The 12,450-nt window shown below is 67.9% G+C and carries 7 protein-coding genes and 2 pseudogenes; 3 read left to right on the top strand and 6 right to left on the bottom strand.

The features are described 5' to 3' along the window. Window positions 1-2 precede the first annotated feature (2 nt). On the top strand, window positions 3-1,988 hold the full coding sequence (locus LQ564_RS18890; protein ID WP_231059660.1) for a BCCT family transporter: 1,986 nt from the start codon (window positions 3-5) through the stop codon (window positions 1,986-1,988). A 39-nt stretch (window positions 1,989-2,027) separates the two neighbouring features. Here LQ564_RS18890 and LQ564_RS18895 read toward each other — a convergent pair. Beyond that, window positions 2,028-2,777 (bottom strand): annotated as a pseudogene (locus LQ564_RS18895) (SDR family NAD(P)-dependent oxidoreductase). Between the two features lie 139 nt (window positions 2,778-2,916). On the opposite strand from LQ564_RS18895, the gene LQ564_RS18905 reads away from it, so the two are divergent. Continuing rightward, entirely contained in the window at window positions 2,917-3,801 is an 885-nt protein-coding gene (locus LQ564_RS18905; protein WP_371873519.1) for a LysR family transcriptional regulator, read from the top strand. Between the two features lie 191 nt (window positions 3,802-3,992). Here LQ564_RS18905 and LQ564_RS18910 read toward each other — a convergent pair whose 3' ends face one another. The 4 genes and pseudogenes from LQ564_RS18910 to LQ564_RS18925 form a co-directional block, all read right to left on the bottom strand. After that, on the bottom strand, window positions 3,993-5,111 hold the full coding sequence (locus LQ564_RS18910) for a metallophosphoesterase (protein ID WP_231059663.1): 1,119 nt from the start codon (window positions 5,109-5,111) through the stop codon (window positions 3,993-3,995). Between the two features lie 186 nt (window positions 5,112-5,297). Beyond that, on the bottom strand, window positions 5,298-5,984 hold the full coding sequence (locus LQ564_RS18915; protein WP_231059664.1) for a hypothetical protein: 687 nt from the start codon (window positions 5,982-5,984) through the stop codon (window positions 5,298-5,300). A gap of 79 nt (window positions 5,985-6,063) precedes the next feature. Continuing rightward, window positions 6,064-6,168: pseudogene (locus LQ564_RS26080) on the bottom strand (helix-turn-helix domain-containing protein); the annotation flags it as partial. 138 nt (window positions 6,169-6,306) lie between these two features. Then, complete coding sequence (locus LQ564_RS18925) at window positions 6,307-10,770, bottom strand: PDDEXK-like endonuclease domain-containing protein (protein WP_231059665.1); 4,464 nt, start codon at window positions 10,768-10,770, stop codon at window positions 6,307-6,309. Window positions 10,771-10,842: 72 nt separating this feature from the next. Between LQ564_RS18925 and LQ564_RS18930 the strand changes: the two genes are divergently transcribed. Next, window positions 10,843-11,766, top strand: coding sequence for an SMP-30/gluconolactonase/LRE family protein (locus LQ564_RS18930; RefSeq protein ID WP_231059666.1), 924 nt, complete (start codon window positions 10,843-10,845; stop codon window positions 11,764-11,766). A 25-nt stretch (window positions 11,767-11,791) separates the two neighbouring features. On the opposite strand, the gene LQ564_RS18935 is transcribed toward LQ564_RS18930, so the two are convergent. Beyond that, the gene (locus LQ564_RS18935; protein WP_231059667.1) at window positions 11,792-12,430 is read right to left on the bottom strand and encodes a VTT domain-containing protein; all 639 of its coding nucleotides are present in this window, start codon (window positions 12,428-12,430) and stop codon (window positions 11,792-11,794) included. Window positions 12,431-12,450: the final 20 nt, after the last annotated feature.

Here is a 12,450-nt window from a genome sequence, read left to right on the forward strand (position 1 = left end):
CGATGTCTTCCCCAACCCCCGACCAGACTGGCCGCGCCGGCCGCCGTTCCTGGATCCAGGTGAATCCCCCGGTGTTCGCCGTCTCGGCCGTGCTGATCCTGGCGTTCGCGGCCGCCGCCGCGCTGTTCCCGCGGCGCGTCGGCAGCGCCTTCGATGCGCTCCAGGCCGGCATCGTGCGCGACTTCGGCTGGTTCTACATCGTCGCGGTCGCCTTCTTCCTGATGTTCGTGATCTTCCTGATGATGAGCCGCTACGGCGACGTCAAGCTCGGACCCGACGACAGCGAACCGGAATACAGCTACCTGTCCTGGTTCGCCATGCTGTTCAGCGCCGGCATGGGCATCGGCCTGCTGTTCTTCGGCGTGGCCGAGCCGATCCAGCACTATGCGCAGCCGCCGGTGGGCGAGGGGCGCACGGTCGAGTCGGCGCGCCAGGCCATGGTGCTGACCTTCTTCCACTGGGGCCTGCACGCCTGGGCGATCTACATCGTGGTCGGGCTGGCGCTGGCCTATTTCGCCTTCCGGCGCGGCCTGCCGCTGACCCTGCGCTCGAGCCTGTTCCCCCTGATCGGCAACCGCATCCACGGCCCGATCGGCCATGGCATCGATATCTTCGCGGTGCTCGGCACCATGTTCGGGGTCGCGACCTCGCTCGGCTTCGGCGTGCTGCAGGTCAATGCCGGCTTTGCCCACCTGTTCGGCCTGCCGGTCACGCCGCAGGTCCAGATCGGGCTGATCGCGGCCATCACCGGCCTGGCGACGCTGTCCGCCGGCACCGGCCTGAACAAGGGCGTCAAACGCCTGTCCGAGCTCAACATCATCCTGGCGATCGCCCTGCTGCTGTTCGTGCTGGCGGCCGGCTCGACGGTGTTCCTGCTCGAGGCCTACGTCCAGAACATCGGCGCCTACCTCGGCGCCGTGGTGCAGCGCACATTCCGCATGTACGCCTACGAACCGAATGCCTGGCTCGGCAACTGGACCCTGTTCTACTGGGGCTGGTGGATTTCCTGGTCGCCCTTCGTGGGCATGTTCATCGCGCGCATCTCGCGCGGCCGCACCATCCGCGAATTCGTCGGCGGCGTGCTGCTGGTGCCGGTGCTGTTCACCTTCCTGTGGATGACCGTGTTCGGCAACACCTCGATCGCGCTCGACCTGGGCGGCGCCGCGCCCATCGTGCAGACGGTCGCCGACAACCTGCCGGTGGCCTTGTTCGAGGTGCTCGAGCGGCTGCCGTTCTCGCTGATCACCTCGGGGATCGCCACCTTGCTGGTGATTACCTTCTTCGTGACCTCGGCCGATTCGGGTGCGCTCGTCATCGACATGATCACCTCGGGTGCGGCGCCCAATCCGCCGGTCTGGCAGCGCGTGTTCTGGGCGTCCTGCGCCGGCCTGGTAGCGGCGGTACTCCTGCTGGCCGGCGGCCTGCAGGCGTTGCAGACCGCGGCGCTCGCCAGCGCGCTGCCGTTTGCGGCGATCATGCTCTTCATCTGCTATGGCTTGCTGCGGGCCCTGCAGACGGAATCCGAAGGCGTGCCGATCGACCTGTCCAGCCGCTCGAATGCCACCCCGGAGGTCGAACTGAGCTGGCAGCAGCGCCTGGCTAGCATCACCAGTTTCTACGACCTGCAGGAGATCGCCGCCTTCCTCGGCGCGACGGCGCGGCCGGCGCTGGACGCGGTCGCGGCCCAGTTCAGGGAGAGCGGGCTGGCGCCGGACGTGATCGAGGGCGCGGACCGGATCGCGCTGAACGTGCCGCACGGGGAGCGCGACATGTTCCGCTACACCATCCGCGCGCGCAGTTTCCGTGCGCCCAGTTTCGCCTGGACCGAGGCCGACGGGAAGGACGCGGACAGCCGTCATTACCGCGCGATCGCCTCCGGCTCCGAAGGCGAGCAGCAGCATGATGTGACCGGCTACACGCAGGAACAACTGATCAACGATTTGCTGAAGCGCTACGCCATGTTCCGGCATGCGCGGCGCCTGCCCTGATCGCTGCGCGGCCTTGCGTGGCCGGCCGGCGCATGCCGGTCACAGCTGCGTCATGCCGCCGTCGATGACGAGGTCCATCCCGGTCGAGAAGCTGCTGTCGTCCGACGCCAGGAACAGGGCTGCGGCGGCGAGTTCATCCGGTCGTCCGATACGGCCGAGCGGCACGTGGCCGGCGGCCTGCCGGCGGAAGGCTTCGGCCGCCTCGGGCGATCCGACCTGTCCCTCGATGATGGGGGTGTCGACCGGGCCCGGGCTCAGCGTGTTCACGCGGATGCCGGAAGACACGAGCTCGGCGGCGGCAGTGCGGACCAGCGAGCGGATTGCGGCCTTGCTGGCGTTGTAGACGCTGTGCCCGGGATACCCCTTCGTCGCCAGGCAGGACGACACCAGGATGATCGAACCGCCGACCCGCATGAGGGGGAGCGCCTTCTGCACCGTGAAGTACGTGCCCTTCACGTTGACGTCGAACATCCTGTCGAAGTGTTCCTCGCTGGCTTCGCGGATCGGACTGGATGCGATCACGCCCGCATTCGCCACCAGGATGTCGAGCCTTCCCTCTTCTTCGCCGACCGCGGCGAACAAGCTGCCGAGGCTGTCCATGTCCGCGACGTCGCCCTGGAACGCCCTGGCCCGGTCGCCCAGCGTGCGCGCGGCGGCTTCGAGTTCCGCCGGCCGGCGTCCCGTGATGTAGACCTTCGCGCCTTCCTAGATGAAGCGCGCGGCGATGGCGAAGCCGATGCCGCTGGAACCGCCGGTGACGACAGCGACTTTCGAGTCGAGTTTGCCCATGTCGATGATGACCTTGATGTTGTGGATTGAGAAAGGGTATGCGATACCGCACCGTGCTCGATGAGCGAAGCGATCATACGAGGCGGCGTGACTGCGGTAAACTCCATGAACCAGCACAAGACATGTGAAAAAACGCACCATGGATCATTGGGATGAAATTCGTATGTTCCTCGCAGTCGCCCAGGGCGGCACGGTCCGCGCCGCCGCGACCGCGCTGGACGTCAACCACGCCACCATCCTGCGCGCGATCGGCCGGCTCGAGCGCAAGCTCGCCGCCAGGCTGTTCGACAAGCTCGCCACCGGGTACCGGCTGACGGAAGCGGGCAGCGACATCGTCGAGCTGGCGGCGCAGATGGCGGCGACGTCGTCCCGGATCGAAGCGCGCGTGTTCGGACGCGACCAGAAGGTGTCGGGCTCCCTGAAGTTCACCCTGCCGGTTTCGTTCGCCACCGACCTGCTGATGCCGACCCTTGCCGAGTTCAGGGCGCGCTATCCCGATATCGCCCTGGAGATCCTGAGTTCCACCTCGATCGTCAACCTCGGCAACCGGGAGGCGGACGTCGCGCTGCGCGTCGTCGTCGGCAATGCGACGCCGCCCGGCCAGCTCTACGGCGTCCGGCTGTGCGGTTTCGGCGTGGGCTACTACGTCAGCCGGGCGCTGGCGCAGGCCACGTCGCCGTCCGCGGCCTGGCTGCTGGGGCCGGACGACGCCGTGCCCTCGGACTGGACAACGGACGGGACGATCAGGATGGCGGCCACGCCGGTCCGGTTCACCGAGATGCGCTCGCAATTCGAAGCGGCCCGCGCCGGCATGGGCATTTCGCTACTGCCCTGTTTCCTCGGCGACGGCGATCCGGCGCTGGTGCGCGTCGCCGGCAGCCCGGTCAGGCGTATCGGCGACATCTGGCTGCTGACCCACAGCGACACCCGCCGCACCAGGCGCGTGCGGCTGCTGTGCGACGCCGTCCGCGGCGCCGTCGAGAAACACGCGGACCGCCTGGCGGGCTCCGGCGCGAATGACTGAGGGCGCGCCGGCCGCTTCAGAGATATTCGAGGTTGTCGCGCACGCTGATCACCGAGCCGACGGATTGCGTGCGGCAAGAGTACACAGCGCCAGCGCCGCCACGTCCTCCGTGCTGACCATGCGGCGCAGCGAGAACTTGTACAGGTACTCGCCTGCTTTTTCAGCATGCTGATTCCTTGCACCTGGCGCGTTCAGGGCGCCCGGCGCAGCGTGATGCGGGTCAGTTCGGCGGGCACCCCGAGCCGCAGTGCGAAGCCCGGCCACAGTGCCGTGCCATTGTTCAGGTACAAGGTCATGCCGCCGACATCGTAGCGTCCGGAAACGAAGCCATTGTTGGCCCGCGCCACCACGCGATCAAGCCCGACGATCATGCCGCCATGGGTGTGGCCGGACAATTGCAGCGCGACGCCACGGCTGGCCGAAAAACGGGCATTCCTGGGCTGGTGATCGAGCAGCACGACCGGCACGCCTATCGGTGCACCACGCAGCGCGGCATCGAGGTCGGGCCCCGGGGCGCCGGTATTCGGGGCGGTGACGTCGTTCACGCCGGCCAGCACCAGTTGCCCGGCGCCGCGCCTGAGGATGGCATGGCTGTTGTTCAGCGGCGTCATGTTGAGCCCCGCGAAATACGCCATCCATTCGCGGTGCCCGAAAAAATATTCGTGATTGCCGGGGATGACCCAGACGCCGTCCGGCGCGCGCAAGTCGCGCAGTGCGGCCACGTCCGCTTCGCGCTGCGGGATATTGCCGTCGATGAGGTCGCCGGTGATGACGATCAGGTCGGCGCCAAGGGCATTGGCGTCGTCGACCACCTTGCGCGTCCACGGCGCGTCGAACAGGCGGCTGATGTGCAGGTCGGTCAGCTGAATCACCCGGTAGCCGTCGAATTCCCGCGGCAGGTTCCTGACTTCGATCTGCACGTCCTTCAGCGGCGGCGACTTGATCGCCTGCATGACGCCGAGTGCGGCCAGCAGCATGGCGGCGATGCCGACTGCCGCCCGCAGGCGCACAGGGATCACTGCACGCCGGCGCCGCAGCAGTGCGACGGCCAGGGTGACGATGTCGGCCAGCAGCTGGAACACGGCCAGCAGCAGGATGGCGCCGAAAGCCCAGTTGAACAGGATGACCAGGGGCTTCGGGAATTCCGGCGCGAACACGCTGCCGGACGAAAGACGCGACCACAGGTGGTATTGCGAGGCCAGCACCAGCACGGTGGCGCTGGCCAGCTTCGCGCGCAGGGGCAAGGGCAGGGGCCGGAGCCAGCGTACGAGGACGACCAGGCAGGGCAGGCTGAACATCAGGTGGAACATGGGGTGCGCTCCATGTGTTCGTGCTTGCGGCCCAGGCCTGCAGAACTGCCGTTCGGGCATTCAATGGCGCCAATAGAAATCATGAGGTAAATACGCATCGTGCCTTTTGTCCAAACTGTCGAACAGGCAAGCATAGCGTAGATTGACCTCTGTCGCGCCGCGCGACATGCTTCCAGCACTGGCGCCTCAGCCCCCTCCTTTGGAATACGCCCCCCGCAATCCCATGGCATTCTCCTCGACCACGAGCTTGCCGTCCTCGACGCGCAGGCGCAAGCTCGCAAACGGCGCCGGTATCAGCGCCTGCCAGTTGGTCACCGCGAAGGCCGCGATGCGCGCGGAGGCCCTGGCGGGCGGCACCTCGAACCACACCCACGCGTCGTTCGACTTCGCGCGCCGCAAGCCGGCGCGGACCCAGCGCTCGCTGGCCGGCATGGCGACGATCGCGTCGCCGTTGGCCGCGCTGACCGCGCTTGCCTTCTTGCCAGAGGCGGCCACGAACTGCACCTCGATGCCTTCCATCGGACCGGTGCGCGGCACCCCGACGATGGCGACCCAATTGCCCGCCTTCGGCTCCTTCTTGAGGTTCAGCTCGTCCTCGGTGAATAGGCGGAACTCGCCTATCGCCGGGGCGGCGGTGCTCAGGACCACGGCATCGCCCTGGCGCCGCCACTGGCCGCGGGCGACCATGTCCTGGGCGCCATACATGAGCGCCCATTCGAATCGTCCGGATTCCTTGAGCAGCAGTTCCGAGCCGACTTCGGTCATGCCGGACAGGTAGTAGTGGCCGGGCAGCCCGGACTCCGGCGGTTCCGCCGCGGTGGACGGGCCCAGCCCGATGGCCAGCACGAGAAGCGCCGTCAGGATCGATCGCATTGCCGACTCCGCTTGTCGAATAAAAACCAATAGTAGCGTAGGTATTGCACGAACGGCAACACAGCAGCATGGTCCGTGTTCACGCCGATTCGAACCGGCGCCGGTACATGGCCGGCGTCTCGCCGAACGTCCGCCGGAACAGGCTGATGAAGGTGCTCGGCGTGGAATAGCCGAGATCGACGGCTCGATCGGCATCCTTGCCGACGCCGCCCAGATGGTGGTGGCCATGAACGCGGCGGCGCATCGGGTTCCGGTCGATGGGCAGCCGTGGCGCAGCTCGATGCGCATTGCGCGCATGCGGTATGCCACCACCTGTACTGCGCTATGCCATGTCGGCGCCGCCGACCAGCGCCGCTTCCAGCGTGCCGTCGGTAGCAGCGGATTCCCGTCCCCATTCCCGATATTCGACCAGCGACGGAATGCGTTCGAGCGCGCCGAGCGGTTCGATCCCCATGCTCGCCAGCTGCGCCAGCAGTTCGGCCAGCACCGTCTCGCGCTGCAGCGACCAGGTCGAGGCGAAGCAGCGCCAGAAGATCCAGCCCGCCCGCTCCAGCACGCGCTGGCGCTCCATGTCGGCGGCCCAGCGGTCCGGCCCGTGGAATTCGTCGCCATCGAGCTCGATCGCCAGGCGCCGGTCGTCCGCGCCCTCGACCACCATGTCGATCCGGTAGCCGGCCGCCGGCACCTGGGGAATGACGCGGTAGCCGCGCCGGAACAACTCGGTGTAGACGTCGCGTTCGAAACCGGATTCGCACAGCTTGACCAGGCTGGCGCTGTCGTCGTTGCTCTCCACCGGCCTGGCGAAGTGCTCGACCAGGGTGCGCCGCAGGTCCAGCGTCGACAGCTCTTCCAGGCGCACCGAGCGCACCAGAACCATCCGGTCGCGCGCACGCGATGCCGCCACGTTGAAGCGCTGGTCGTACTGCAGGCCGGAGAGCGCATGATGGTTGCGGCTGTCGGCCACCATGCTCAGGAAAACGATATCGCGCTCGCTGCCCTGGAAGATGCGCGCGTCGCCGCAGGCGAAATTGCGGCGCGCGAGCTCCGCGGCGTCGCAGCGCGAGCGCACCAGCTTGTCGATCCACAGGGCCTGCTCGGGGCCGAGCAGGGACACCACGCCGAGCGTGCGCTCGCGCAGCTTCGGGTCGCGCAGGATCGCCTCGATTTCGAGCGCGATGAATTCGGCCTCCGGCGGATTCTGCGACTTGGAGGTGCGGTATCCATTGGCGACGAACACGTCGATCAGCGGCGGGTCGAGCCTTTCGGACGCCTTGGGAATGCGCAGCGGCTGGATGAAGTCCTTGTAGAAAACGCGGTTGCTGTAGGCGATGATCGGCTGCACGCAGCGGAAGTGCTCGCGCAGCATCACGCGCGACGCCGCGAACACGGACGAGGCGATGTCGTACAGCGACATGTCGGCGGTGAGCACCGCCTCGAAGGGCTGGCCGGCCAGGAAGCGCCGGCGCAGGTCGACGATCTTGGCGCTCGAGACGAATCCGGCCTCGGGCGAGACCTGCTTGTCGTCGCCGACCACCAGGATCTGCTTGCCGCGCAGGACCGCCGGCAAGGCCCACAGGTCCGACTGGCTCGCCTCGTCGACGATGACCAGGTCGAAGGCGCCGAGCGTGGCCGGCAGCGACTCCGACACCCGCGCATGGCTCATGATCCAGCACGGCACGGCCGCCTGCGCGCCCACCATCGCGGCTTGCGCGTCGCGCCGGTAGCGGGCGGCGTTCACGCCGGTGCCCTTGCCGATCTTGCGCATCGCGATGCGGTAGTTCTCGAGCGCGCTCAGGACGTTCTGGCCGGCCTGGCGCCGGGTCGCGAGCCACGCCGACTTCGACACCAGCTGTTCATACAAGCGGGCGAGTCCGCTTTCCAGGTCGCGCCGGCGCGCCGCCAGTGCGCGCATCTCGTCGCGATCGTCGATCGTGTCGAGGTGCGTGAGCAGGCGCGCCCAGGTCCAGGCATCACGCCAGCGCACCGGGAACACCGCATCGTCGCCGGCCGCGTCCACCGGCTGGGAGATGACGCGCGCCGCCAGTTTTGCGGCGCCATGGCGCGCGATGTCGGCGGCCAGGCGGCGCACGGTATCGAGCACGGGTGCGAGCGCTTCGATGCGGCGGATCTCGGCGACGATGCCCGCATAGTCGGCCACCATCGTCTCGGCCGGCAGTTCGGCGGCGCCCAGCGCATGCTCGACCAGGTTTGCCAGTTGTTTCGACACGGGGCCGGTGGCGCGGGCCAGCGTTTCGCGCAGCGTTGCCAGGCCCGCCGACGCCTGTGATAGTTCGGCGCGCATGAGGTGGCGGCGCAGCTGTTCGCGCACGCGCTCCAGATCCGCATGGCGTCCCAGCAGCTCGCCCTGGGGCGCCCGCGCGAAGACCTGTTCGGCCTGGGCCGGCAGCGTACGGTCGTGGGTCGTCGCCAGCGTGTGTGCGCGGCGCGCGGCCAGCGCGATCTGTTCGATGGCGCGCAGCTGTGCGATGTCCGGCTGCAGCTGGGGCAGCGAAAGCAGTTCGGCGAACGTGTTCCAGCGCACCACGAAGGAGAGCAGCCGCGTGTGCAGGGCGGCGAAGCGCTGGACGTGCGCCCAGTCTTCGTTTGATGCGGGCGCGAGGCCGGCGACGCGGATGGCGTTGACGTGGGGCTTGACGTCGCCGCCGCCAAAGGAGAGGAAGCCGAAGGGCTTGCCGGATTCGGCGCCGCGCGCGATGGCTTCCAGTGCCTTGGGGTGTTCGAGTGCTTCGCGCGGCGCCGTGACCGGTCGTTGCATGAACTTGGCCCTGGCCTGCAGCAGCGCGTCCAACTCCGGGAACAGCGCCTCGAACGAGGCGCGTTCGGTGGCGAAGTCCGCGCGCCGGCATTTTTCGCGCAGCGCGAAGACCCATGCGTGTCCGGACTCCTCGAGTTCGCGCACCAGGGTGCTGGCCGTGTCCAGCGCCGCCAGCAGCGTACGCGCATGGTCGAGCACCTCCGGCGTCGCCGCGCGCAGCGGAAGCAGGGCGCCGCTCGCTTCGTCGCGCTCGATGTCGCGCACGGTCTGCAGCACCTCGTGCAGGTGTCCGATCTCGACCGGCGCCGGCAGCCCGTTCGATGCCGGGACCCTGGCGCGGCAGTAGACCAGGTCCGCGCCGAGCCGGCGCCGCGCGTCGCGCAGCGCCATCGCGGTGTCGTCGCCGAAGGGCGGCGCATGTTCCGGCGCCAGCGACAGCACGTCGTCGAACCAGCCGAACTGCGCTCGGCCCTCGATCACCAGTTCGGCCATCTTCTGTGCGCGCATCGGCACGCCGTCGACCTCGATTTCGCCCAGGTGGGCGCGGGCGATGTCGTCGATGCGGGTGTCGATCCGCGCCATCTCCTCGTGCGCGCGGTCGAGCGCGGCGCGGCAATTGGAGATCGCTTCCTCCTCGATCTGCGGATTGAGATGGGTGAGGGTGTGGATGATCGCCTCGATCGAGGCCTGGAACTGGCGCATGCCCTCCTTGTCGCCCGACAGTAGCGCCACGCTCAGCGGGCGGATCGAGGCCGGGATCTTCTCCTGCAATACCTTCAGCGCCGGTTCGCCCTTGGAAGTGACGAGGATCCGCTTGCCGAGGGCCAGGTAGTGGCTGATGATGTTGGCGATCGTGTGCGTCTTGCCGGTGCCTGGCGGCCCCTGGACCGCGACGCCCGGCGCGCGCGCCAGCTGCTGCACGATGGTCTCCTGCTCGCGGTTGTAGGGCAGCGGGAAGTAGAGTTCGCGCGCTTCGCCGCGGCTGCTGGCGCGGCCGGACAAGCCGCGGAAGGCGATCGTCTCGTGCTCGATCACGGCCTCGCCGGGAGCCGTGACGATGCTGAGCGGCCCCTCGGGGATCGGATCGCCGGCGCCCAGGCGCTCCTTCAGGCGCGCGATGTCGTCGATCAGGAAGTGACTGGGGCGCGGGCGGGTGAACACCACCCACCCGTTGGTCACCACCAGCTCCTCGCCGGCAGGCGGCGCCTGGACAGCCTCGCGCTCGTAGCGCGCCGACGCGGCGAGCTTGCCGGCGACCAGGCTCAGGACCGGTTCGACGACTGTCGGGTCGAAGGGAGAGACCGCGGTTTCCGGACGTTCGAGCAGCAGGGCGCGGGCGGCGCGCTCGACGTCGCCGATGCCGGGCACGGCGCAGGCGGCGAAGGCGTCGAGTTCCAGGCGCGGCTCGCTCTGGCGCGGACGCACGCCGATCGCGTGGCTGACTGTGTCGATCTCGAGCTCCACCGCCTGCGTGATCAAGGGGTAGTGGAAGTCGGCGGCGGGTTCGCCCGGGATGCGCCAGGACGACACGCCCATGCCCCATACCAGCTCGGTCGGACGCACCGCCTCTTCGGCTTCGAGGCGGGTCTTCAGCGCGAACAGGTCCGCGTACAAGGTCATCACCTGGCGGCGCGGCCGTTCGCGCATGGCCCAGTCGTTCCAGTGCCGCGAGTAGACATCGAGCAGGTGCGCCAAGCGCGCGTCTTCAATTCCTGCGCCGGTCAGCGCCGGCGGCTTCCCGAATGGATCGTCGCTGACGGCCAGCCAGGGAGCAAGCTCCGGTTCAGGCAGCGCCGGAGGGCGGGTCGCCTCGAGGCGATGCACGCGCAGCCAGGTCGGCTCGCCATCCGTTTCGACGTTGAAGTCGATCCAGGGCAGGGCCTCCAGGTCGGACCAGGTCTTCTTGAAATCGGTGATCTTCGAGAGATGAAAAGCGGCGGGATCGATGTCTTTGGCTTGCTCGACCAGATAGTCGAGCAGCCCGCTCATGAGCTGGGCAGGGGAATGCATAGTGTTTCGTGGGTAAGCGGACCACCATATTAAACGCTTATCAATTCGTCTGCGGTTCCGTATCATCTCCGGATGCCTACCCAACTCCCGAACGTCTGGCTCGCCGGACTGCTCTGCCTGTCGACCAACGCACTCGCGGCCAACTGCGGCGCGCCGCCCTCTGGTGAACGGAAGGCGGAACGTGTCGCCGCCGTCACGGCCTCGCGCCTTGATGCTGGCTTGTACGAAGGCCCGGTGTGGATCGAGGATGCACTCCACTTCTCCGACTTCAGCTTCGCCCAGGGCTTTCCTTCGCGCGTGCGCACGCTGGCGGCAAGCGGCAAGGTAGGCACGTCCATCGAGGACAGCGGCAGCAACGGCCTCGCCGTGGACGCCGCAGGCCGCCTGGTCATCGCCAGCCACAAGGACAAGGCGATCCTGCGCCAGGAACGGGACGGCAAGCGTGTCGTCCTTGCCGCCAGTTTCAAGGGCCAGGTCTTCAACTCGCCCAACGACATCGCCATCGCGCGCGACGGGACGATCTACTTCACCGATCCGGACTGGCAAAAGGCCGCCGCCCCCGGCGGGCAGCCGGTGACCGGCATCTACCGCGTCGGCGTGGATGGCGTGGTCACGCTGGTGGACGGCGCGCGGCCCAATCCGAACGGGATCGCGCTGTCGCCGGGCGGCGAGGTCCTGTACGTCAACGCCAGCGATGGACTGCTTGTCGCCTATCCCATCGCCGGCGGCGTGCCGCAGGCCGGACGGACGCTGGTGCGCGGGCTGGACGGGCCGGATGGCATGACGGTCGATTGCCACGGCAATCTGTACGTCACCGAGCATGGCGCGAAGCGGCTGCGCGTGTTTTCGCCGCAGGGCAGGGAGCTGGCCACGATCCGGGTCGACGCCAACGTCACCAATGCGGCCTTCGGCGGCAAGGACGGCAAGACCCTGTACATCACCGGCGCGGGCGCGCTGTGGCAGCTGCCGCTGGACGTGAGCGGCATGCCTTTCTAAGAACTATCCCGGCAGCGCTGGCCGATCAAGCGCGGCTGCGATAACGCTCCTGCAGCCAGGCCGCGATGCCCGGCACCAGCGACAGCACGATGATGCCGAGGATGACGGCGGTGAGATTGTCGTTGACCCACTTGATGTTGCCGAAGGCATAGCCGGCCACGGTCAGCGACACCACCCACAGCGTGCCGCCGGCCACGTTATACGACAGGAAGGTCCGGTAGCGCATGCTGCCCAGCGCGGCGACGAAGGGCGCCAGGGTGCGCACGATCGGCACGTAGCGCGCCAGCACGATGGTCTTCGGGCCATGGCGTTCGAAGAAGCGCTCGGTATGGGCGATGTGTTCCGGCTTGATGAATCGGAGCCGGTAGCCATGCTGGATGCGACCGCGGAAGAAGGTCCCGATCGCGAAGTTGACGATGTCGCCGACCACCGCTGCGACGATCAGCAGCGGGATCAGCACCGGCAGCGACAGCAGGCCTTTCGCGGCCAGCGCGCCGCAGACGAACAGCAGCGAGTCCCCGGGCAGGAAGGGCATCACGACCACGCCCGTCTCCACGAAAATCACCGCGAACAGCAGCACGTAGACCAGCAGCTGGTATTCGGTCGCGATGACGGCGAGATAGCGGTCGAGGTGGAGGAACCAGTCGAGCAGGGTAGTGAGCATGGCGTTTGTCTTTTCATTGA

Source organism: Massilia phyllostachyos, from assembly GCF_021044825.1.
Taxonomy (GTDB): domain Bacteria; phylum Pseudomonadota; class Gammaproteobacteria; order Burkholderiales; family Burkholderiaceae_D; genus Telluria; species Telluria phyllostachyos.

Bases quoted from the DNA above. Each gene is read 5' to 3' on its own strand.
- LQ564_RS18890 (WP_231059660.1), top strand. From the start codon at position 3: ATGTCTTCCCCAACCCCCGACCAGACTGGCCGCGCCGGCCGCCGTTCC.
- LQ564_RS18905 (WP_371873519.1), top strand. From the start codon at position 2,917: ATGGATCATTGGGATGAAATTCGTATGTTCCTCGCAGTCGCCCAGGGC.
- LQ564_RS18910 (WP_231059663.1), bottom strand. From the start codon at position 5,111: ATGTTCCACCTGATGTTCAGCCTGCCCTGCCTGGTCGTCCTCGTACGC.
- LQ564_RS18915 (WP_231059664.1), bottom strand. From the start codon at position 5,984: ATGCGATCGATCCTGACGGCGCTTCTCGTGCTGGCCATCGGGCTGGGC.
- LQ564_RS18925 (WP_231059665.1), bottom strand. From the start codon at position 10,770: ATGCATTCCCCTGCCCAGCTCATGAGCGGGCTGCTCGACTATCTGGTC.
- LQ564_RS18930 (WP_231059666.1), top strand. From the start codon at position 10,843: ATGCCTACCCAACTCCCGAACGTCTGGCTCGCCGGACTGCTCTGCCTG.
- LQ564_RS18935 (WP_231059667.1), bottom strand. From the start codon at position 12,430: ATGCTCACTACCCTGCTCGACTGGTTCCTCCACCTCGACCGCTATCTC.